Source organism: Aliinostoc sp. HNIBRCY26, assembly GCF_050235535.1.
Taxonomy (GTDB): Bacteria; Cyanobacteriota; Cyanobacteriia; order Cyanobacteriales; family Nostocaceae; genus Trichormus.
In genome coordinates this window covers 2,999,548-3,021,865 of the sequence record NZ_CP189852.1, presented here as the reverse complement: position 1 = coordinate 3,021,865, position 22,318 = coordinate 2,999,548, and the positions used below count along the sequence as shown (strand labels likewise).

Below are 22,318 nucleotides of genomic sequence, written 5' to 3'. Positions count from 1 at the left end.
TTCCAAAAAAATTTTTGGGAGGCTAAATTTATCCTGGTAATTACTGAGGCTGTATGAAAATTTTTGTATGAAAGCTCATCAAAATTCTTTAGAATCGAAAGTTTATATTGTGGGAGCAGGCCCAGGAGATCCTGATTTACTGACGCTTAAAGCCCAAAAATTGCTAGCGGCGGCAGATGTAATTTTATTTGCTGACTCTTTAATTCCTGAACAGCTTTTACAATTTTGTCGGGAAGATGCAGAAATTATTCCCACGGCTGATAAAACCTTGGAAGAGATTTTACCTTTGATGATTGAACGAGTGCGATCGCAGCAAAAATCTTTAGTTCGTCTCCAATCAGGTGATCCTAGTCTCTACAGTGCAACCCACGAACAAATGCAGCTTCTCGCTGAGGCCGAAATCCCTTTTGAAGTCATCCCAGGAATTAGTGCTTTTCAAGCCGCAGCAGCTAAACTGAATATCGAGTTAACTGTCCCTGGCGTGGTACAGACCATCATATTAACGCGCATTAGCGGACGTACAGAAGTACCCGAAAAAGAAGAGTTAGCCTCTTTAGCAGCCCATCAAGCTAGTTTGTGCTTATATCTGAGTGCGCGTCACGTAGAAAAAGCCCAGGCTAAATTACTAGAACACTATCCACCAGAAACTCCCGTGGCGATTTGTTTTCGCATTGGCTGGCCAGATGAAAAAATTAGGCTAGTCAGCCTTGAGCAAATGGCAGAATGTACCCAGCAAGAAGATTTGATGCGGACAACGCTGTATGTGATTAGTCCAGCACTATCAACAGCCAAAGGGCGATCGCGCCTATATAATCCTGAATATAGTCGGTTATTCCGTCAATAAGGCAGGGGTGCAGGGGGCAGAGGAGGCAGGGGTGCAGGGGGCAGGGGGCAGGGGGCAGGGGAGAAATACTAATGACTAATGACTACAGGACTTACGCAACTGGCACAGTGCGATCGCTAGCCAGTAGTACATAGGTATTGATTTAGCGAGAATGTGTTTGATTGGTTTGACTCGAATTAGTAACAATAAATAGTGATGTATCTTGTTGTTAAAAATTTTATGAGAAAATTGATAGAAGTACATCAAAAAGTTGGTTAGTGATGAAATTTACTAAACTTAATTATTGTCAATATTTACTTAGCAGTCAAATTAACTATACAATCACTAATCTAGCAGAACATTTGTCAAATATTAGTCATGACAAAATTAATTATTATTTAAGAAATGAAAAATTAACTCCTCGTTTACTTTGGGATAATGTCAAAGATTTAATTGTCACTGACGAGGATGCTTATATTATATTTGATGATACAGTTTTAGATAAAAGATTTTCTGAAGAAATAGAAATAGTACGAAGGCAGTATAGTGGTAATGAACATGGTGTTGTTAGAGGGATAGGAATAGTAAGTTGCATATATGTTAATCCTAAAACTCTCAATTTCTGGGTAATAGATTATCGAATTTTCAATCCAGAAAATGATGGTTTCAGCAAGATTGACCATGTGAAAAATATGCTCCAAGGGCTTGTATATCAAAAGATTCTACCTTTCAATACAGTTTTAATGGATACTTGGTATGCGGTCAATAATTTAATGCTTTATATCGATAGTCTAGATAAAGTTTATTATTGTCCTTTAAAGACTAATCGTTTAGTAGATGATAGTTTTGGTAGAGAAAAATATAAGAATATTGAATCTCTAGAATGGAGTCAGGAAGATTTAAAATGTGGTAAAATCATAAAAATTAAAGGATTCCCTGCTGAGAAAAAAGTGAAACTTTTCCGGGTTACTATCTCTACCGATAGGACGGATTATGTCGCAACAAACGATTTATCTCAAAGTTCTACGGATGTTACACAACAGGTGTGTAAAATTCGTTGGAAAATAGAGGAGTTTCATCGAGAAATAAAGCAACTAACTGGTATTGAATCATGTCAATGCCGTAAAGCCCGTCTTCAAAGAAATCATATTGCTTGCGCTATGTTAGTTTGGCTAAGACTGAAAAGTTTAGCTTATCAAACAGGTCAAACTATTTACAAGCTCAAGCACAATTTGCTTTCTAATTATTTAATTGAGCAACTAAAACGTCCAGATATTGCTATGTCTTCTCTGTAGTTTTTGGGCGCTCGGTGCGCGAAGCTCACCATTGCTTGTGCCAGTTGCGTAAGTCCTGGACTAATGACTAATGACTAATGACTATTGACTATTGACTATTGACTAATGACTATTGACCATTGACTGCTGTTGACCCTTCATTTGTGTGAAGGGTCTTAGAATATATAGAGGTTTCAGTTACCCTGAACACACCAGGATTTTTCGGTCAAATCTCTGATCATGCCAGCAGACGAGGCTATTCATGCTTATAAATACCTTACTTCTTTCTAATCAACTGCCCACACTAAAATATTCTTCTACACCAGAGCGTTTCGATGAAACCTGGGGTGATCCCCTAGCTACCCTCTTGGGTTTAGGACGCGCGGCTGGTGCTGACTTTATAGAACTCTTCTTAGAACGTCGCAACTACATCAGTAGTCTTGCAGAAGACGATACTATTACTAGTATTTCACCCAGCCTATCCACAGGTGCGGGAGTTAGAGTATTTCGTGGCAAAGCCGACTGCTACGTCAGTACCAATGACTTATCATTTTCTGGCTTAAAAGCAGCCCTAGAAAAAGGTTTATCTATCTTAGGTTTACAACTACCAGGCCCTAACGCTTTTATTCCAGAAATTAACCTGGAATTATTTAGAGACTACGCCACCAAACGAGGTAAAGATGGCTGGCTACCTCTGTGCAGTTCTATCCGTGAAATGGGCGAAATCCTCCTAGATGGTACTGCTTACCTCAATCAGAAAGCGAGCCACGTTCAGTCCCGCCGTGCTAGTTATTTCCGTGATTGGCAAGAAGTTTTAGTCGCAGCTAGCGATGGTACTTTTGCCCGTGATATTCGCCTGACGCAATCAGTAGGGTTTAACATACTCTGTGCTGACGGTGCAAATCGTTCCTCCATTGGTGAACGTGCGGGTAATACCAGTGATGCTAATTTCCTGAGAACTTGGGACTACCAGCAAGCTGCCGAACACATTGCCGAATCAGCAGGCAAAATGCTCTACGCTGATTATGTAGAATCAGGTAACTACCCCATCATCATGGCGAACCACTTCGGTGGAGTAATCTTCCATGAAGCTTGCGGACACCTGCTAGAAACCACCCAAGTTGAACGCAATACCACCCCCTTTGCTGACAAGAAAGGCGAAAAAATTGCCCATGAAAGCCTCACAGCTTGGGATGAAGGACGCGCCGATAATGCCTTCGGGACAATCGATATGGATGACGAAGGAATGCCAGCGCAAAGAACCCTGTTAATTGAAAAAGGCGTTCTGAAAAACTTCTTAGCAGATAGAACAGGTTCTTGGCGCACCGGACACCCCAGAACAGGTAGTGGTCGCCGTCAAAATTACACTTTCGCTGCTGCTAGCCGGATGCGGAATACTTACATTGCGCCTGGTGACTACACACTTGATAATTTATTTGCTTCAGTCGATAAAGGTATTTACTGTAAGAAAATGGGCGGTGGTAGCGTAGGTGCTACTGGTCAATTTAACTTCAGTGTGGATGAAGCTTATTTAATCGAAAATGGCAAAGTTACCAAGCCACTTAAGGGTGCTACTTTAATTGGTGAAGCCAAGGAAATCATGAATAAAATTTCCATGTGTTCACAAGATTTAGAAATTGCACCTGGTTTTTGTGGTTCGGTAAGCGGCAGTATTTACACCACTGTAGGACAACCCCACATCAAAGTTGATTCTATTACCGTCGGAGGACGATAGAATTTTAGATTTTAAATTTCAAAAATAAAAATAGATCCCCGACTTCTCAAAGAAGTCGGGGATCTGAGACACGCATCAACTCCAATCTAAAATCCAAAATTGATTATGCCGAATATTCATGAGATTGCAACTTACGCCAAAGAGAATGCAGAAAAACTTGGCATCAAAAAATTTGACATCTATGGTTCAACAGTAGATGAAACTAGTGTGCAAGTTGACCAAGGTGAACCCAAACAAGTCAAAGCTTCCAATCGCTCTGGCGTAACTGTGCGCGTTTGGAATGAAGACAACACAATCGGTGTCACTAGCACCACCGATGTAGATCCCCAAGGATTAGAATTAGCTTTAAAAACTGCTTACGAAGCTAGCTTTTTCGGTGTGAAAGAACACGTACCAGATTTTAGTCCTGAAGCTACTTTACCACTAGCAAAAACACTGGATGAAAAATCACCTCAAGCACCTGTATCAGAACTAATCGAAAAACTGTTAATAGCTGAAAAAGAATTATTAGCGTCTCATGCAGCTATTAAAGGAGTACCTTACAACGGTTTAGCCCAAAAAGATATTGACAGATTTTATCTCAATAGCGATGGGGCTTTGAGAAAAGATTCTCTGTCTTTATCTTCGGTTTATCTTTATAGTAAAACTGAGGAAGAAGGTAAAAAACCACGCAGTGCAGGTGCTTATCGAGTCAGCCGCAGTGTAGCAGATTTAGATATTAATGGTTGCATCGAAGAAACGGCTGAGAAAACTATCAGTCATTTGAACTACGAAAAAGTTAAGACTGGTAAATATCAAGTAGTGTTTTCACCAGAAGCTTTTTTAAGTATTTTGGGTGCATTTTCTAATTTGTTTAATGCCCAAAGTATCCTAGATAAACAAAGTCTATCTACTCCTGATGATTTGGGTAAACAAATCGCTTCACCTCTGCTTTCGGTGTATGATGATGCCTTACATCCGGCTAATTTAGGTGCAGAAACTTTTGATGGGGAAGGTACACCTACTCGTCAAATTAAGTTAATTGAAAACGGTGTTTTAACTAGTTTTCTGCACAGTGCTGGTACTGCTAAAAGGTTAAACTCTCAACCAACTGGTCATGCTAGTATTGGTGCCAAGGTAAGCGTCGGCCCGAATTTTTATCATGTGTTTGCCGCACAAAATGCTGCACAAGAGTTGAGCTTAGAAACTGCGGAAAATGTGATTTTAATTGATGATTTGCACGCTCTCCATGCTGGTGTAAGAGCTTTACAAGGTTCGTTTTCTTTACCGTTTGATGGTTGGTTAATTAACAAAGGTGAAAAAACCAGTATTGAATCCGCAACGGTTGCTGGCGATTTCTTGGAACTGCTGAAATCTATTATCTATGTAGAAAAAGAAGTTGAGTTAACTCCTGGTGGTGTTGCTCCGAGAATTTGGGTTGATGGTTTATCAATCACTGGTGATTAAATTTTGTAGTTTGTAGTAAGGACTTTAGTCCTTATTTAATAGGACTAAAGTCCTCACTACGAACTTATAACCCTACTTTCTTGGTGAAGGTGGGTTTTTTTTATGTGTGATTGCAAACTTAAAACTTACATAATTAGAAATTAATTTGCTGTTAACGTTTGGTTTCTAGCCTAATTCAAGTGTTTTTACTGAAACTTGGCGACTTTAAGTAATTTGCCTGTAACCAAATACTTGTGAGGAGAAATCATGCGGCATTTCTTGGGAGCATTTTTGCTGGGAATGGCTACAATAGCTGTTATGCCTACAGAAAAAGTCCTAGCGGGAACATTGACAGGTCAACCCCCCATTGTCATCGGACATAGAGGTGCTAGCGGTTATCGTCCTGAACATACTTTAGAAGCCTATAAACTGGCTATTGAGATGGGGGCTGATTACATCGAGCCTGATTTAGTCGCCACTAAAGATGGTGTCTTAGTAGCGCGTCACGAAAACGCATTAGCAATTCTTAATTCTGATGGGACGATAAATGCTACAGACACCAGTACAGATATCTACTTACGTCCAGAGTTTGCTGATCGCAAAACTACTAAAGTAATTGATGGACGTACTATCACAGGTTGGTTTACAGAAGACCTTACCCTAGCTGAGTTAAAAACTCTGCGTGCGATTGAAAGAATTCCAGCTATTCGTCCTGGTAACACAGCTTTTAATGGACTTTTTGAAGTTCCGACTTTGCAGGAAGTTATTGATTTAGCAAAGGAAAAAAGCTCACTACTGGGACGGACTATTGGTATTTATCCTGAAACTAAACACCCGACTTATTTTGATTCTATTGGTTTGTCAATGGAAGAAATTTTGGTGAGTGTGTTAAATGCTAATGGCTATACTGATGAAACTGCTCCAGTTTACATTCAGTCTTTTGAAGTTGCTAACCTGAAAGACTTGAACACATTAACTAATGTTTCTCTAGTCCAACTGCTCAGTAATAGTGGTAAACCTTATGATTTTGCGGTTAGTGGTGATTCTCGCACTTACGCTGATTTAGCTACTCCTGGAGGTTTGGCAGAAATTGCTACCTATGCTAATGGGATTGGTGCTAACAAGAATTTGATTATACCTAGAAATGCTAGCGGAAATCTGTTGTCACCAACTAGCCTAGTTGATGATGCTCATGCGGCTGGTTTGTTGGTTCATGCTTGGACATTCCGCGATGAGAATGTTTTCTTACCTGCAAATTTGCAAGGTAATCCAGAAGAAGAATACAGACAGTTTTACGCAACTGGAATTGATGGTTTATTTAGTGATAATCCTGATACAGCGTTTGCAGTTCGTTCTACTTTAGTTCCTGAACCTGGTGCAATGTTGGGATTGGGAATTGTACCTTTGTTTGGGTGGTTATTCCGTCGTCGTAAGTAGTTCTGACTTTCCAGGGGAGCTGGAAAACCTCTCTCTAAATCTCTCTCCTCGCAGGAGAGAGACTTTGAATTTCTGGTTGGGAAGTATAGCAATTCCCATTCCAGTGCGGTACAGCAGTCAGAATTAAACGCAGATGGACGCAGATAGACGCAGATAATTTTGTACGTTAATAGAAGTGATATTTAACAAAATTTAGGGGGTTTAAATCCCCGTTACAACACTTAATTGCGAATTGCGAATTGCGAATTGCGAATTGATTAGAGATGTGGTTGTAGTGTTGAGTGAATTTAAGGGAAGATTGGCGATCGCACTCAAGCCTGCTGAATTCATTAAGTCTATCCAATCACGAATCAGGGTAAAGTCACTGGGTTTTTCGGCACGTAAATCAGTTAGGGCTTTTAAGGTATCGTGCCAATAACCGTTGTCTGCATAGATAAATACTCGCTGTTTGGGTGTGGATGTCTGCAATTGTGTGGCTAGCGCGGTGCTTGGTTGTACTCGTTCTATCCAACCACCGGCGACGGGATCACCACTGCGATCGCCGCCTGTGGGATCGCATAATAGGGAAAATCGCCACCGATATTTTTTACCTACCTCTAAACCAGGAAAATCAGCAGGTAATGTGTAACTCATGATGCCTTTGTTAGCGTTAAGGGGCAAGGTTTTCTCTAAGAGTATTTCGTTTCCGGCTTCGTTTCTGAGTAGAAATGTGGCTTGCTGGGCGGAAGTTTCTGGTACACTGACGAAAAATGTCGGGCGATCGCTCAAGGTTAATTCAACGGGAATTTGTGTGGTTGACATCCCTGTAGGTTTAGCTGGTAAGACTGCGCTAATGGCTTGGGGTGTACATTGACCCCGTGCTGCTCCTGCTTCTAAATTCCGAGAACCTCTAATTCCTGGGACTTTAAACTTTAACAGGGAACGACGACGAAAGGGAAATTTAGGCAGAGGATTTTGGGAAATTAAATTTGCATCGTTAATTACTGGTGTGGCTGTTGCGGTTGTAGTTAACAATACTTCTGTAGAGAAAGTTAGACCTAATGTGATTAATAGTAGGGTCTTTTTTAGCATAATTTTTTGATGATAGTTAACTGAAGAAACAGCTTGTTATGTGAAGTTACTTCTCCAAGCTGTTCAAAGATTTAATTAGTTTTATTAACAACAATTAATTACTGGTGACTTTATCATGAGCGACAAAGTTCCGATATTGCAGTTACCTCAGTAGATATACCATAAAAACTTTCGGTAATTTATGAAAAAACTGTCAAATAAATGTTATAAAATTACCCAAATCTCAGGAATTGAGTAGTTAACATTACTTAAATACTGAATCTTGGCAATCCGTATAGTCCTCATCTGACTTTTCCACATAATTTGAAAAGTCAACGTGAAACCTAACCCCTAACCCCCTTCTCTAGTAGGGAAGGGGGAAAAATCCAAGCCTATCCCATTGATTCACGCCCTAATTGTAGGAGCAGGAGAAACCCCAGCTATGACTAATCCTCACTCAAAACCCTCTGGTTTCCCTCAAGCTGTGTTGACCTTCGGTAGTACAGTATTGCTGACAACTTTAGCAATTACTGGTGGAATTTTAGGGTTGCGGGGGTTAGGTAGTTTGGCGGGAATGGAATTAGGGGCGTTTGATTGGTTAATGCGATCGCGTCCTGATGAGGGTGTAGATAATCGCTTTTTGGTGGTGGGTATCAATGATGCAGATATTCAAACTCGCAAAGAATACCCCATAGAAGATGGGACATTAGCCCAGGTGTTAACCAAATTAGAGGCGCAAGCACCGCGAGTCATTGGTATAGATATTCTCAGGGATGTCAAGCAAGGAAGTGCTAAGGGTAGAGCCGAATTAGTGAAGATATTAACCGATAACGATAATATTGTGGCTGTTTGTGCCATTAGCAAGGCTGACTCTCCAGGTATCGCCGCCGCCCCAGGAATTCCTGAAGATAGGGTGGGAGTAGCAGATTTTCCTGTAGATAGGGGTGGGACTGTGCGCCAGGGAATGATTTTAACGATTCCCCAAGCCTCAAAACTACCAGTCCCTAGCGAACATATTTGCAATTATGCCAACTCGGAAAATCAACTACCATCTCTCAGCTTTCAAGTGGCTGCACGTTACTTAAATGAGGATGGAATTGAACCAGAACAAACCCCAAAGGGAGAAATCAAATTTCGTAACACAGTGTTAAGACGCTTAACTCCGAATGCAGGCGGTTATCACAAAGTGGATACAGGCGATTATCAAATGTTGTTGAATTATCGTTCTGCCAAAAATGCTGTTAAACAGGTATCCCTGAGTGATGTGTTAGCTGATAAAGTTCAGGCAGACTTGATTAAAGACAAAATTGTGCTGATTGGTTATACAGCAGCCATCGTCAAAGATACCTTCTACACACCTTATAGTGGCGGTGCGGATGATAGCCAAAAAATGCCAGGGGTCGTAGTTCACGCCCAAAACGCCAGTCAGATATTGAGTGCTGTTTTAAATAAACGACCATTATTTTGGTACTGGAACGAAGCACAAGAAGGCTTTTGGGTGTTTGGTTGGTCGTTGGTGGGGGGGATTTTAGCGTGGCGAATTCGCAAACCCTGGTTATTAATTTTAGGGGGTGGCGTGGCGATCGCTATCTTACTCGGCGGTACTTACCTCATCTTTCTCCAAGCCGGTTGGATACCCTTAGTCCCACCAGCCTTGGGACTCTTAACCACGGCGGCTGGTGTAGTTTTGATAGATAGATACGCTGCCACCATTGTCAAGACAGTGAAAGGATTCTTAAAAATCAACATTGAAATTGACAAAGAAAAGAAAGATGAAGAGGTAGCTGCAATTACCGAAAGCGATTATTTTGTAGAATTACAGCAAAAAGCCAAGGATTTGCGTGTTAGAGATAACCCACAGACATCTAATGTTGTAGGAGAAAATTCACCAACATCAGATTTGCACCCCCCAGAAGATATACATTTAGCTCCCACAATCCAGCCTAAATTGGAATTACCCCCCAATATTCTAGAAGTTGACTATTTACAAGCAGTGCGCGATCGCCGTAACAAAAATCAATCATCAGAACAGACTGAAGATCAGAATAATCAATCAGTAGAACCGACATCAAACCCCATAGAAGAACAAGAAGATGTAGAGTATTGGCAACAATTACAAAATCGAGGGAAGAAACTTAGAGAAAACAAAAAGTAAGTTTTCAATAATAGGGGTGTAAGGGAAATATATATACTTTACCGGTAGATGAATTATGAGTGACCCAGATTTTGAAGTATCATCAACACCAAAAACTATATTAGATTTAACAGAATTACCCGATGAACAACGGCAATTGATGAATTGGATAATTCGCCAACACAAAGTTACTTTACCTGAGATTGTCAACAATCAGAATATTTCTCAGGAAGTAGCACAAAAGCATATTGATGATTTTATTTCCCAAGGGTTGATTCAAGTTATCAATGAAGAGGAAACTGTCTATTATCAACCCCATTTCAAAAGCCCCAAAAAAAGCCGCCTACCGCAAAACATTTGGGATAAATTAGACACCTAAATTCACCCCAATGCCCAATGCCCAATTCCCCATGCCCAATTCCCAATTCCCAATTCCTAAACCATCATGTCAAAAATTGTCTCCATCCACTCATTTCGAGGTGGTACAGGTAAATCAAACTCTACCGCGAACTTAGCTGGAATCGTCGCTCGTTATGGTCATCGAGTCGGCATTGTCGATACTGATATTCAATCCCCAGGTATTCATGTTTTGTTTGGTTTTGACGAACAGAAAATGAAATATTCTCTCAATGATTATCTGTGGGGACGCTGTTCTATAGAAGATACGGCCTATGATGTCACATCAGTTTTACAAAAAAATGTCGGTAGAAATAGCAAAGTTTACTTAATACCTTCCAGCATTAAAGCGAGAGATATCACTAAAGTTTTAAGAGAAGGCTTTGATTTTAATTTGCTCAATGAAGGCTTTCAAGATTTATTAACTACTTTAAATTTAGATTATTTATTTATTGATACTCACCCTGGACTAAATGAAGAAACCTTACTTTCTATTGCTATTTCTGATATTTTAGTGTTGATTCTCAGACCTGACCGCCAAGATTTTCAAGGTACAGCCGTCACCGTGGAAGTAGCCCGCAAATTAGAAGTACCAAAAATGTTACTGTTAATTAATAAAGCTCTACCAGCATTAGATTTTGATGCCTTACGCGAACAAGTAGAAAAGACATATAACGCGCAGGTGGCAGGTATTTTACCTTTATCAGAGGAGCTAATTCAATTAGCAAGTAGTGATCTCTTTTGTTTGCGTCATCCAGAACACCCCTTTAGTCAAGTTATGGATAAGGTAGCTCAGATGATTATGCAGAGGTGATTGGGGATTGGGGACTGGGGACTGGGGACTGGGGACTGGGTATGGGATTTTTCTCCCCTGCACTCCTGCTTCCCAAAGTGAAAGGACTTTTCAACTCACTTATTCAAGGGTCATGCGATCGCTCTATGATTCGGTAAGTATCGTATAGGCGAAAATTATGACGCAGACAATTTCCATCAATGACAGCCAACGCTTACAACTGCAACCCCTAGAAGTTCCTAACCGGCTGTTATTGGGGCCTGGGCCTTCTAATGCTCACCCCGCAGTTTTACAGGCTATGAATACCTCACCATTAGGACATCTTGACCCGGCTTTCTTAGCCCTGATGGATGAAATTCAATCTCTGCTACGCTATGTGTGGCAGACAGAAAATCAACTGACTATTGCTGTGAGTGGTACAGGTTCGGCGGCAATGGAAGCAACCATCGCCAACGCTGTAGAACCTGGGGATGTGGTGTTAATTGGTGTCGCTGGTTATTTTGGTAATCGTTTAGTTGACATGGCCGGAAGATATGGCGCAGATGTCCGCACCATTACCAAACCTTGGGGACAAGTCTTTTCACTCGCTGAACTCCGCACCGCTTTAGAAACCCATCGTCCGGCGATTTTGGCTTTAGTTCATGCAGAAACATCCACCGGTGCGCGCCAACCATTAGAAGGGGTGGGCGAATTGTGTCGTGAATTCGGCACACTTTTATTAATAGATACAGTCACCAGTTTGGGCGGTGTTCCCATCTTTTTAGATGCTTGGGGAGTAGATTTAGCCTATAGTTGCAGTCAAAAAGGCTTAGGTTGTTCCCCTGGTGCTTCTCCTTTTACTATGAGTCCCCGTGCAATGGAAAAATTGCAGAAACGCCCCACCAAGGTAGCAAACTGGTATTTAGATATGAATTTACTTGCTAAATACTGGGGAAGCGAGCGTGTCTATCATCACACGGCCCCAATTAATTTATATTATGGGTTGCGGGAAGCGTTGCGTTTAATTGCTGAGGAAGGACTAGCGAATTGCTGGCAACGCCACCAGAAAAACGTAGAATATCTGTGGCAACGCTTAGAAGAAATAGGACTGAGTTTACACGTAGAAAAAGAGTATCGCTTGCCTACTTTAACTACAGTCCGCATTCCGGCTGGTGTCGATGGGAAGGCGATCGCACGCCAACTACTCATCGAACATAATATAGAAGTTGGCGGCGGTTTAGGTGAGTTAGCAGGTCAAGTTTGGCGTGTGGGACTCATGGGTTATAACAGCCGTCCCGAAAGCGTTGATAGACTCATAGAAGCATTGCAGCAAGTTCTACCCAAGCAATAGAACAAGACACCAGGGTGTAGGGTGTAGGAGAACAAAAAGCCCGCCCTACACCGAGAATGGTGCAAAATATAATTACGGTAAAAATATTAACTAAAATTCGCCAAATAATTACAAATTAATAAGCTATTAAGCAGAAATATTGACAAAAATAGGTGAAATGCCCAATTAATAAATTAAGCTGGTTTTTATTCATGTTTATAGCTAAAAATAGCTGATTTATTAATCAAACCCATGTTAAAAAAAAATTTCTGCACCGAATTTTTACATTAGGTATTACTATTAGCGTCAGCTTGACTTTAAGTAGCTGCACACCAAAAAGACGAGCGATGCTGAGAATAACGGCGGAAAAATTTCATGAACAAGTAATTGCAGCTATAACATCAGTTAAAGAAATTTACACATTAAGTAACGTACCTCTAGAACCTTCCGAATCTCGTAAATTAATTACAGATCAATTGTTGGACAGTAATGAAATTGATTTTAGCGATATTAACCAAGTCAATGAAATTATTACTCAAGATGATACAACAGATCAACCACCGTCAGCAGTAGAACGAGATTTAGAAGACTTAACAGCAGAATATGATACAGCATTAGAGATATTTAAAAATTTAGAAAATATTGATTATGGCAGTTCCCAAATAGTTGCTAAAACTACACAACCTGCTAGATGTTTAACTGTAAAAATGTTACTCTTAGCCAAAGAAATCCAAGCAAACCCACCAAAACCGAGCAATCCGCGACGGGTGTTAATTAGCTTGAAATTACAAGATTTACAAAAACAATATCTTGATGCAAAGTCATCTGGCAACACAAATACCGTAGAAATTAAACGCCAAGTTGCAGAACAAATTGATGAGTGGTTAAAGATTAATGCGGCTGAGAAAAAATTGATTGAAGATTCTATTACTCAATTAGTCATAGCTGCGGATACCGGTAGTAAACTATCAAAATTAATTGATGAATACTCCGACTTAGATTTTGAGGTTATCGCCACTAGAATTACTCAAATCGTTGGCGTGACATCTAGTCTGACGGGTAAAGATTACAGTTCCGTGTTAACAAGAATGAAGACTTTAGAAACCACAATTAATTCAGATCCAACATTGCGAGATTTTTTACGGGACGTTTCTATTAAAACTAGACTAACACCAACTTCACAGCCAAAATTATGTCAAGAATTAGGATAGTTAAATAAAAGTTCGTAGTAAGGGCTTTAGCCCTGTATTTCTACATTTTAAATACTTAGTTAAATAGGATAAAAATTTGTATGTCTACCAATGATGAAATCGTTGAGAAATTGCAAACTATCGTAGATAAAATCAAGCCAGATGCGGACATAGATATCGAACAACTGCGTCAAATTAAATCTGATTTAGAAAATATTTGGTCACAGCTACAATTTGAAAGGATAGATGCGCGTAAAAATAAGAAATGGAGAGAAGCAGACAAGCTCAGAGACGCTGAACAAGAGTGTAAACAAGCCATAGACATTGTACAATCTGCCATTTTACGCCCGATTCTCATAGGAAAGAATCAAGACAACTTACAGGAGATGCAGAAAATTCTAGGCGAAGTTAAAACCGCCGCTAAAACTCAAGAAAGGATAGATTTTATTATCAAATCCCTAAGCTTCCTGAGAAGAATTTTGGCATGATTTTATTGTAGGAAAAACCCTGCAAACAGCAGTGGTAAAAGTATCAAAGCCGATATGATTAAAACTACCGTCCCCGCTTCGATTTTAATTTGGTTATCTGGTGGTTTAGTCATTTTGAAGTTAAGGATATATAAAGACAACTGTTGACTATTGACTATTGACTATTGACTAATAACTATCTTGCCATTACCTTTCTCACTTTCTCAACTTGTTTGGGTGCCGGCATATCGTTAAATAGAGCGATCGCTCTGTTAAAATTCTCTAGGCTCTGTTGTGTTTCACCGATTCTTTGATAAGTTAAACCTAACTGGTAATAGGCTTTGGCTAAGTTACATTTATCAGCTACCCTATTCATGTTGGCGATAGCTTCTTGATGTTTACTTATCGCCATGATAAATTCTCCCTGTTCTCGATACAGTGCGGCTAGACAAGATGTAGCCCTAGCTTCTAAAACGGAAAACTGATTATGTTGACAATGTTGAATAGCTTGATTACAGGTTTCTAGGGCAGCTTCAATCATACCTAAATTTTTGTAGGTTAAGCTGATAAATAATAGGCTGACTCCTTTACCCCAAGAGGTTAATTTTTCACTAGATAAGCCTTTTTTTACCTCCTCTAACATTGAGGTGATATTGTGATTAAAATCGGCAGATGAATCTAAATAAGCTAAACAGCATAAACAATAGACTACATATTGATAATAATCATCATCCTTAGTTACCATATTTTTGACTGAATGCAAAATATGAGTGGCTCTGTCTACCTCCCACAAATCTATATAACACAAACCTAAATTAAACATACTAGATATTTTTTCCTGTACAAAATTACATCTAGTAGCAATTTCGCAGGCTCTATGATGAAACTCAATGGCTGTAGAAATATTACCTGTTTGTGCGGCGGAAATATTACTAACTTGGTGATACGCTCTGCCTAAAATATTGTATAGAACACTCAGATGATAATCAGATTTTAAATGAGGAATTAGGGGAGCGATCGCACCAATTAAAGTTTCTAAAAGACCAAGACGACTGAACAATACACCCAAAGATAGGCTATTATCCCATCTATTCGGTCGGCGTTGAATAATCACATTGGCGGCTGCTTCAAAATCCCCGATTTCCATATAATGGTGATAAGCTTCTAGTGCCATCAGCGCATTTTGCGGTTCTGCGACGGTGGTAACGCTGTTAGTCCAAAACTCTGCGGCTTTGCGGTTAGCGATTTCCCATTCTCCACTTTGCTTTAATCTAGCGATCGCTTCTGCACAAATTACAGGATGTAACCAGTATTTCCCTTTACGGCATTCTATCAATAAACGATCAAATAAAGACTTGATAACTCTTCTATGTTGTATTTCAGAAACATCCCACAGCAAGCATTGTAATCCTGATATATCAACATGATTGATATCTTGATAACGATAGCAACCCAAGCGACAAAGCAATTTATGAGCTGCTTTATCCATTTGTTCCAATCGTTTAAACTGACTAGATACTAAGTTTTCTAACCCACGCTCAATTAATAAATTACCTCGATTTTCTCGCCAATAAATATCTGCATTTCCCTCAAAATCTGTCCTAATTGTACCCGTGATAATTTTCATCGCCTTAGCATTACCGCCAAAGGCTTGACACATTTCCCTGAGTGCAGTTACACTGACTTGAATTTGACGAATAGCAAAAAATTCTTGCCAAGCTGACTCGTCTAACCCTGTGAGAAAATAACAATCAACATCTACCCCAGATTCATACAGGCGTTCTCGACTGGTAATTAGGGTGAGTGATTGTACAGTGGGATCTGCTAATACTCTAAATAGTTCTACGTAAGGTCGATGTTCAGGAATCACACAACCGTTTTGATCTAAGGCTGGTTCTAAATTGTCAATCAAAACTCCGATTTTTCGGTTAGGATCTCGAAGTTTGCGCCTCAGTCTTTCTAGATTAATCCCAAATTCTTTACCTGGTTCTTCGTTAAAATCTCCCCGCAGCCATTCCTCTACTACACTTTCGACAGTGACGATATTTTGGCTTTCTTGCGCCATCCATAGTTCCAGTAAGTAAAAACCCTGAGACTTGAGATACTTACGAGCTAGGGTAGTTTTACCGACACCGCCTTTACCCTGAATTAGAATAATTTTCGCGCCACAATTGACACGGGTGTTAAGTTCAGTAATTTCACGTTCTCTACCTACAAAATGCTCTTCTATTTCTTGTGACTTGCCATTATTGAGAGCTGGATTTAAAATAGTTTTCGTTCTCTGGGACAGTTGCAATTTGTAAAATCTCTGCACAACTGTGTAAAAAGTTGATTTTGTGACTTGTTCTCCCAAAATCTCGGACAGCATTCGCCATAGTTCTGCACCAACTGCTTTTACGTGTCCTTCTGTGTAACGACAAAGTTTAGCTATGTTTTTATATGTATTTCTTCTATCCTCCCATACATAACGCAGGATATCCCTTTGAACATTGTCGAGTCGTTTACCGGTTTGATCAAGAACTAATTTATCCAAAAGCTCTAAGGCTTCTTCTGCACCCATCGATCATTGTCTGTGTCATTGTTGGTTTATTATACTCATATTTTTACTAATTCTTTTCCCGTTTCCGTACCATAAACTACTTTTTCTTACTTAGTGGAATATACTGAATCATACCGAATCATACTGAAAACAATATCCACTTGTATTATGCTTGTAATCAATACAGGCAGGTTAAGTTAAGTGTCCAATGTGGTTGAGGAAAAATACAAATCGCTACTAGTCTGAATTGAATCATGAGCAGTCACAACTGAATAATCAATATTGTCTACCACAACTGAATAATCAATCACAGTAGCGTTTACTTAATAGATAATGCCGTGTGCAACTTTCTCTCAAACCTAACCCCCAACCCCTTCCCTACAAGGGAAGGGGAGCAAGATTTAAAGCCTCTCTCCTTACAGGGGAGAGGTTTGGAGAGGGGTTTCAAAAATAAGTTGCACATTGCTTTAGGTAGTCAGCATTAACTAACTAGATTCTGTAGAGAGTGTTTTGAAACAGTCTGTCAGTCTTCACCCTACAGGAGTTTCAACAATGTTGAATCAAGATTGTCATCAAGATTGCAATCATAGTTATTGCCCTTTTGCTCAAGATACCAGGAATCCCAACAGATATGTTTGTCTTAAATGTGGTGTAGAGAGAGAAATTAACAGACATCCTTCTGGGTTTGGTTCATTCTTGATGCTGTTGTTATCTCTATTTATTGCTTTTCAGGTGATTGTAATTTTGGATAAGCAAAACAACGATAATCAACAGACACCAGCAGTATCTCAACAGCAATAATTGAATATTTCCAGTTTCTTCCCGACAATTTTCCAGGAGTGCAATTATGAATACCCATCATGATACTATTCTCTTCCGTTTTACTTCTAAATCACTGAAATACTTTCTTTTGATGTTGTTTGGCTTTGCTATTGTTTACGCTCTTTCTCACGCTTTAGGTGTGTTACATATTATCCCTGCATTAGTTTTTATTTTGCAGCATTTATTTGTACCTTTGGGCGTGATACTTTTGTGCTTAATTACTGTCACTGTTTTGTTTGAATCTCTGCGTTAGTAGCATTGATCAGACGATGAAGACGGGACTTGTATTCATAATACAAACTCTGGATACAAGTCCATACCTAGTTTTGTTCATTTCTTCCAGGGGAACTTAGTCCCCATTTCTGTTAACGCTGAAAAAATCAGATAGGTAATTAATAAAGCCACACCTGCAAAGAAGGCTAGTAAATCATGATCCATAAAATTCTAGGCGATCGCTCCATTCATCGCCTATATTTTCTCACAAAACTTTAGCTTGTATTAAAGCTTGATATATATGTCGTGTTGAGGTTGATTAGTGCTGTTAGCCGCGCTACCGCTAACAGCACTCAGAACTGTTTTAGTGAATAGTTCAAATTGCTGAATAAACAAAAAAAGTCCGCTTTAGCGGACTAGGGTAGAAGGGTCAAATGATCTTAAGTTGACTATGAGATTGTTAAATCCCTCTTTTATTGTTAGCAATTAAGTCCTAAAAAGCAAGTATTAAATCCCATGATTTTAGACATAACTACCAGAATTATGTCTTTAGAAATAGTTATTGGTAATCAATGAAACATCTATCATTGCTAACAGCCTATCAATGCTTTTTCTCCTGTAAACTTGATTTTTGAAGTTTTATAAATCGAAGCTTATCAAGTTGTTAGGCTTTTAAATTCAAGTCCTAGAAATTAGGAATTTAATCAGAAATAAATGATTTCTGTCAATATCTAAAATATCTGTTTATCATATAATTTTTTACTCAGTGCTGTTGATTTCACATCAACGCAATGATATACAAAATTGCTTTACAATTCTAAATTGCTAAACAAACTACGGTTTGTCTATCAGGATGTAGTTGTATTTTAAATGCTTATATACTAGAATCTTGACTAGCAGTACATACCTCTAGGGATACATGAGTCATCAAAGCGGACATCAACACCACATTTGGGTACAATCTCATCATCCTGTAAAGTTAGAGCCAAAATTGCCACAACAGCTACCAAAAGAGCCGACGTTTTACTATTTTGCCTATGGGTCGTGTATGTGTCCAGTGGACTTGAAGCGATCGCTAGGAGAAAACACCCATCATTATGTAATCGGCCCCAGCATCTTACAAGGTTACAGACTAGGGTTTTATGTCTATTCCCCAACTCGCAAATGTGGTGTTTTAGATATAGTTCCAGACCCGAAAGCCAGCGTCAAGGGTGTACTGTATCAACTACCCTGGCGACTCAGTGAATTTTTAGATAAACGGGAAGGCGTAGCACAAGGTCTTTACCGTCAGGAATTAGTCAATATTCACTGTCAAGGCCAAGTTTATCAAGATGTTCGCACCTACACAGTAGTAGACAAGCTAGCAGAAGAAGCCGCACCTAATGACTGGTACTTTAATGTTGTACTGCGTGGCGCAGTTACCTGCGGACTACCGGAAGAATATTGCTGGCACTTATTTAATCATATGTATAATCTACAACAACGCAATCAAGAGCGACAATTGAGGGAATCAGCTTGAGATACTTACGTAAGTATTAAAAGTTATTAAAATTGGCAACAAAATCAGCCAATCGGGCGATCCATTGGTAGGAAGTCTCAAAACAGACCCAAAGTAGATTCTAGAAACAACCAAATATTCGCCACATTTCCATGTGGTGAGGAGTAAGACTATGTTCTTAAAACTTAAAAATATTGCTAACGCATCTATCTTTGCTCTAGCCTCACTAGGGAGTGCGATCGCATCTACAGAGTTATTGCTACCACAACAGCCAGCCTTCGCCAGAGAATCATTAGGAGATTGTATCCAAGACCTCAGAGACCGTGGTGTTTCTACAAGGGATGCGGCGAGAATTTGTCGATATCGAAGAGATAGAGACGATAGAGATGATCGATATGACAGAGATGATCAATATGACAGAGACGACGATAATGATAGAGATAATCGCTATGATGTCTACGACAGGGACGATTGGGAAGGTAATCGAGATAGAAGAGGTAGGGGAAGATATATAGAATTACGCGCACGTTCCGGGCCGACACCGGAAGGAAGATGGCGTTATTCTGCTCCTGGTATACCTTATGAAGCTATGCAAAGAGCTGGTTGTCAAAATGTCTCTGGTGATGATTGGCGTTGTTCTAGTCGGCGCATCCGTGTGCAAATTCGAGATGAATGGAGAGATTCCCGCGATCGCAACCGTGGAGTTAGATATATAGACTTACGCGCACGTTCTGGGCCGACACCGGAAGGAAGATGGCGTTATTCTGCTCCTGGTGTACCTTATGATGCTATGCAAAGAGCTGGTTGTCAAAATGTCTCTGGTGATGATTGGCGTTGTCCCACCTCCCGTATTCGTGTGCAAGTAAGGGAGAGATATTAGTTTAGGAGTGGTGAGTGCTGAGTGGTGAGTGCTGAGTAATGAGTAATGAGTAATGAGTAATGAGTAATGAGTAATAAGTCATGAGTAATGAGTAATAAGTCATGAGTAATGAGTAATAAGTCATGAGTAATGAGTAGTGAGTGGTGAATATAAAGCAAACCCTCATACCCTCATACCCTTACACCCCCACACCCTCACACCCTCACACCCTTAAACGATGATTAAAACGCCAAAAGTTGATCGTCAACGGGAACACCAAGCCAACGAACGGACTTTTCTGGCTTGGTTACGCACTTCTATCGCCTTAATTGGGTTTGGGTTTGCGATCGCTCGTTTTGGGTTATTTTTACGTCAATTGAATTTTGCAATTACACAAAAAGAAACACCCGTCAATCCCTGGTTTAATTCAGAAAACTTAGGGATTTTTCTTGTGGTTTTTGGTGTGATTACTATTGGCTTGGCTGCGTGGCGTTACAACCAAGTATTTTGGCAAATCGAACGCAGTGATTATCAACCCCAGCGTTGGGGAGTGTGGTTAATGACTGGAATAGTGATGATTTTAGGATTGCTAAGTATTCCTTTGCTACTGTTGCGAAATCATCTTCCGTCTCGTCCATCTTCTCCTCTACAACCCCAATCTCGTGATTTTGAGCAACATTAATGATCAAGCGATCGCGAGGAAATCAACAGCATTGAATATCAGAAAAACTATATGGTGGGTTTGATTTTTAACGAGATTGTATCGAATTGTTAACCTAATTCTGATATCTTTAACACTATTCACAGATATTTGTGTTCCTCAACTGAATTTAAAGGAAAAATAGCGACGTGTATAACACCATTCTCGGCACGCCATCTAATGATCTGCTCATTGGTACTGCGTTTGATGATCTTATAGTTGCTTTGCAAGGAAATGATCAAATTATTGGTAGTACAGGCAATGATTTCATAGTTGGGGATACAGGAATTGATACTGTTGACTACGGTGAATTAGGTCAAGCTGTTACTTTACAAGCTACCGGTATTGTTCAAAAAGGCAAAGCCGGAACAGACACACTCAATGGGATTGAAACTATTATTGGTGCGAAAGGACAAGTCAATACAATAGACGCTTCCACCACCACAGGTTCTACTACATTTGTTAGCGTTAATTTGTCAGCTAACAGTCTGATAGTGAATGGAATTCCCACCATTGGCACATTGAATTTTACAGTGCAGAGATTTGTAAATGTTATCGGTACTGCACAAAATGACAGCATCATCGGTGATAACAACAGTAACCTGCTAATTGGTGGTCAAGGTAACGACGAAATTTTTGGACTCAACGATAATGACACCGTGCAAGGTGGTGCTGGTGATGATGTAATAGGTGGAGGGAGTAGAAGTAGTCTTGCAACTTCCCGATTAGGTGATGGTAACGATATCGTACAAGGCGAGGGTGGTAATGATGTCCTGATCGGCGGTACTGGTAATGACACCCTTGATGGTGGTGCTGACCTGGATACAGCCGATTATAGTAATTTAGGTACTGCAATTACCTTACAAGCAACTGGTATTGTCAATAAAGGTGGAGCAGGTACAGATCAAATCCTCAACATTGAAACTATCATCGGTGCAACGCGTCAAGCCAACACCATTGATGGTTCTACTGGTACTAGTACAACCACATCATTTAACGTCAATCTCTCTACTAATAGTCTCATCGTTAACGGTGTTCCAGTCTTAGGCTCACTGAACTTTAACGTTCAAAACTTTGTTAACGTTACTGGTACTTCCCAAGCTGACACCATAGTTGGTAATAACCAAGGTAACTTATTGATTGGTGGTAGAGGCAATGATCAAATTTCTGGTCTTGGTGGTAAAGATACCATTATCGGCGTTGATCCTAACAGTCGCCAACCAGGTATTAATGAAGTAGACACCCTCACCGGAGGCGCAGATCCTGATAAATTCGTCTTAGGAGATGCCACAAAGCCCTACTATGTAGGTGGTGGCGGTTTTGCAGGCTTAAATGACTTTGCTTTGATTACTGATTTTCAAACTGGTCAGGATCAAATCCAACTCAAAAAGCTAGACGGTTATATCTTCGGCAGTAATTATATTGCGATCGCCAATCCATTCTCACTAGACAGCAGTAAAGCCTTCGATGATTCTGTGTTAGTTGCAACTGCAAATCAGATTGTCAAAGCCAATGGTGCCTACAATGCTTCTAGTCAAAGTGATTTGACATCCTCTCCTATATTTGCTGGTTTTGATGTCATTTCCATCTTTTCCACTAGCTACAGCGTCAGCGACATCCACTTTGTCTAGAAAGACAACAGACAGAATAATTC

At 39.9% G+C, this 22,318-nt stretch carries 19 protein-coding genes; 17 read left to right on the top strand and 2 right to left on the bottom strand.

The genetic code is table 11. The annotated features are described in order from the left end of the window. Positions 1-67: 67 nt before the first annotated feature. The 5 genes from cobM to ACQFX9_RS12865 all read left to right on the top strand — a co-directional run bounded on the left by cobM (position 68) and on the right by ACQFX9_RS12865 (position 6,694). Entirely contained in the window at positions 68-844 is a 777-nt protein-coding gene (gene cobM / locus ACQFX9_RS12885) for a precorrin-4 C(11)-methyltransferase (RefSeq protein ID WP_427162368.1), read from the top strand. A gap of 260 nt (positions 845-1,104) precedes the next feature. Continuing rightward, on the top strand, positions 1,105-2,118 hold the full coding sequence (locus tag ACQFX9_RS12880; RefSeq protein ID WP_427156835.1) for an IS701 family transposase: 1,014 nt from the start codon (positions 1,105-1,107) through the stop codon (positions 2,116-2,118). 241 nt (positions 2,119-2,359) lie between these two features. Beyond that, positions 2,360-3,832 (top strand): TldD/PmbA family protein, encoded by a 1,473-nt coding sequence (locus tag ACQFX9_RS12875; RefSeq protein WP_427162367.1) that lies wholly within the window; start codon positions 2,360-2,362, stop codon positions 3,830-3,832. A gap of 105 nt (positions 3,833-3,937) precedes the next feature. Further along, entirely contained in the window at positions 3,938-5,278 is a 1,341-nt protein-coding gene (locus tag ACQFX9_RS12870; protein ID WP_427162366.1) for a TldD/PmbA family protein, read from the top strand. Positions 5,279-5,524: 246 nt separating this feature from the next. After that, a complete protein-coding gene (locus tag ACQFX9_RS12865) occupies positions 5,525-6,694 on the top strand; it encodes a glycerophosphodiester phosphodiesterase family protein (RefSeq protein WP_427162365.1) in 1,170 nt (389 codons plus the stop codon). Positions 6,695-6,895: 201 nt separating this feature from the next. Here the strand turns inward: ACQFX9_RS12865 and ACQFX9_RS12860 are convergent, their stop codons facing one another. Beyond that, a complete protein-coding gene (locus ACQFX9_RS12860) occupies positions 6,896-7,765 on the bottom strand; it encodes a DUF928 domain-containing protein (protein WP_427162364.1) in 870 nt (289 codons plus the stop codon). A 421-nt stretch (positions 7,766-8,186) separates the two neighbouring features. On the opposite strand from ACQFX9_RS12860, the gene ACQFX9_RS12855 reads away from it, so the two are divergent. From ACQFX9_RS12855 to ACQFX9_RS12830, 6 genes are all read left to right on the top strand, one after another. Continuing rightward, on the top strand, positions 8,187-9,899 hold the full coding sequence (locus ACQFX9_RS12855; protein WP_427162363.1) for a CHASE2 domain-containing protein: 1,713 nt from the start codon (positions 8,187-8,189) through the stop codon (positions 9,897-9,899). 55 nt (positions 9,900-9,954) lie between these two features. Then, positions 9,955-10,257, top strand: coding sequence for an ArsR family transcriptional regulator (locus tag ACQFX9_RS12850; protein ID WP_427162362.1), 303 nt, complete (start codon positions 9,955-9,957; stop codon positions 10,255-10,257). Between the two features lie 66 nt (positions 10,258-10,323). Continuing rightward, the gene (locus ACQFX9_RS12845) at positions 10,324-11,088 is read left to right on the top strand and encodes a MinD/ParA family ATP-binding protein (RefSeq protein WP_427162360.1); all 765 of its coding nucleotides are present in this window, start codon (positions 10,324-10,326) and stop codon (positions 11,086-11,088) included. A gap of 157 nt (positions 11,089-11,245) precedes the next feature. Further along, positions 11,246-12,397 (top strand): alanine--glyoxylate aminotransferase family protein, encoded by a 1,152-nt coding sequence (locus ACQFX9_RS12840; protein ID WP_427162359.1) that lies wholly within the window; start codon positions 11,246-11,248, stop codon positions 12,395-12,397. Positions 12,398-12,723: 326 nt separating this feature from the next. Next, positions 12,724-13,587 carry a hypothetical protein gene (locus ACQFX9_RS12835; protein ID WP_427162358.1) on the top strand — a complete coding sequence of 288 codons (864 nt, stop codon included), beginning with the start codon at positions 12,724-12,726 and terminating at the stop codon, positions 13,585-13,587. 80 nt (positions 13,588-13,667) lie between these two features. Further along, the gene (locus tag ACQFX9_RS12830) at positions 13,668-14,054 is read left to right on the top strand and encodes a hypothetical protein (RefSeq protein WP_427162357.1); all 387 of its coding nucleotides are present in this window, start codon (positions 13,668-13,670) and stop codon (positions 14,052-14,054) included. Between the two features lie 175 nt (positions 14,055-14,229). Here the strand turns inward: ACQFX9_RS12830 and ACQFX9_RS12825 are convergent, their stop codons facing one another. After that, positions 14,230-16,593, bottom strand: a complete 2,364-nt coding sequence (locus ACQFX9_RS12825; protein WP_427162356.1) for a tetratricopeptide repeat protein — start codon at positions 16,591-16,593, stop codon at positions 14,230-14,232. Between the two features lie 531 nt (positions 16,594-17,124). On the opposite strand from ACQFX9_RS12825, the gene ACQFX9_RS12820 reads away from it, so the two are divergent. From ACQFX9_RS12820 to ACQFX9_RS12795, 6 genes are all read left to right on the top strand, one after another. Then, positions 17,125-17,373, top strand: coding sequence for a hypothetical protein (locus ACQFX9_RS12820; RefSeq protein WP_427162355.1), 249 nt, complete (start codon positions 17,125-17,127; stop codon positions 17,371-17,373). Between the two features lie 46 nt (positions 17,374-17,419). After that, complete coding sequence (locus tag ACQFX9_RS12815; RefSeq protein WP_427162354.1) at positions 17,420-17,647, top strand: hypothetical protein; 228 nt, start codon at positions 17,420-17,422, stop codon at positions 17,645-17,647. Between the two features lie 879 nt (positions 17,648-18,526). Then, positions 18,527-19,126: a gamma-glutamylcyclotransferase gene (locus tag ACQFX9_RS12810; protein WP_427162353.1), complete on the top strand. Its 600-nt coding sequence runs from the start codon at positions 18,527-18,529 to the stop codon at positions 19,124-19,126. 151 nt (positions 19,127-19,277) lie between these two features. Continuing rightward, entirely contained in the window at positions 19,278-19,985 is a 708-nt protein-coding gene (locus ACQFX9_RS12805) for a hypothetical protein (protein WP_427162352.1), read from the top strand. A 217-nt stretch (positions 19,986-20,202) separates the two neighbouring features. After that, positions 20,203-20,646 carry a YidH family protein gene (locus tag ACQFX9_RS12800; protein ID WP_427162351.1) on the top strand — a complete coding sequence of 148 codons (444 nt, stop codon included), beginning with the start codon at positions 20,203-20,205 and terminating at the stop codon, positions 20,644-20,646. Between the two features lie 167 nt (positions 20,647-20,813). Then, on the top strand, positions 20,814-22,295 hold the full coding sequence (locus ACQFX9_RS12795) for a calcium-binding protein (RefSeq protein ID WP_427162350.1): 1,482 nt from the start codon (positions 20,814-20,816) through the stop codon (positions 22,293-22,295). Positions 22,296-22,318: the final 23 nt, after the last annotated feature.

Coding starts and splice junctions, on each gene's coding strand:
- cobM (WP_427162368.1), top strand. CDS start 68: ATGAAAGCTCATCAAAATTCTTTAGAATCGAAAGTTTATATTGTGGGA.
- ACQFX9_RS12880 (WP_427156835.1), top strand. CDS start 1,105: ATGAAATTTACTAAACTTAATTATTGTCAATATTTACTTAGCAGTCAA.
- ACQFX9_RS12875 (WP_427162367.1), top strand. CDS start 2,360: ATGCTTATAAATACCTTACTTCTTTCTAATCAACTGCCCACACTAAAA.
- ACQFX9_RS12870 (WP_427162366.1), top strand. CDS start 3,938: ATGCCGAATATTCATGAGATTGCAACTTACGCCAAAGAGAATGCAGAA.
- ACQFX9_RS12865 (WP_427162365.1), top strand. CDS start 5,525: ATGCGGCATTTCTTGGGAGCATTTTTGCTGGGAATGGCTACAATAGCT.
- ACQFX9_RS12860 (WP_427162364.1), bottom strand. CDS start 7,765: ATGCTAAAAAAGACCCTACTATTAATCACATTAGGTCTAACTTTCTCT.
- ACQFX9_RS12855 (WP_427162363.1), top strand. CDS start 8,187: ATGACTAATCCTCACTCAAAACCCTCTGGTTTCCCTCAAGCTGTGTTG.
- ACQFX9_RS12850 (WP_427162362.1), top strand. CDS start 9,955: ATGAGTGACCCAGATTTTGAAGTATCATCAACACCAAAAACTATATTA.
- ACQFX9_RS12845 (WP_427162360.1), top strand. CDS start 10,324: ATGTCAAAAATTGTCTCCATCCACTCATTTCGAGGTGGTACAGGTAAA.
- ACQFX9_RS12840 (WP_427162359.1), top strand. CDS start 11,246: ATGACGCAGACAATTTCCATCAATGACAGCCAACGCTTACAACTGCAA.
- ACQFX9_RS12835 (WP_427162358.1), top strand. CDS start 12,724: ATGCTGAGAATAACGGCGGAAAAATTTCATGAACAAGTAATTGCAGCT.
- ACQFX9_RS12830 (WP_427162357.1), top strand. CDS start 13,668: ATGTCTACCAATGATGAAATCGTTGAGAAATTGCAAACTATCGTAGAT.
- ACQFX9_RS12825 (WP_427162356.1), bottom strand. CDS start 16,593: ATGGGTGCAGAAGAAGCCTTAGAGCTTTTGGATAAATTAGTTCTTGAT.
- ACQFX9_RS12820 (WP_427162355.1), top strand. CDS start 17,125: ATGTTGAATCAAGATTGTCATCAAGATTGCAATCATAGTTATTGCCCT.
- ACQFX9_RS12815 (WP_427162354.1), top strand. CDS start 17,420: ATGAATACCCATCATGATACTATTCTCTTCCGTTTTACTTCTAAATCA.
- ACQFX9_RS12810 (WP_427162353.1), top strand. CDS start 18,527: ATGAGTCATCAAAGCGGACATCAACACCACATTTGGGTACAATCTCAT.
- ACQFX9_RS12805 (WP_427162352.1), top strand. CDS start 19,278: ATGTTCTTAAAACTTAAAAATATTGCTAACGCATCTATCTTTGCTCTA.
- ACQFX9_RS12800 (WP_427162351.1), top strand. CDS start 20,203: ATGATTAAAACGCCAAAAGTTGATCGTCAACGGGAACACCAAGCCAAC.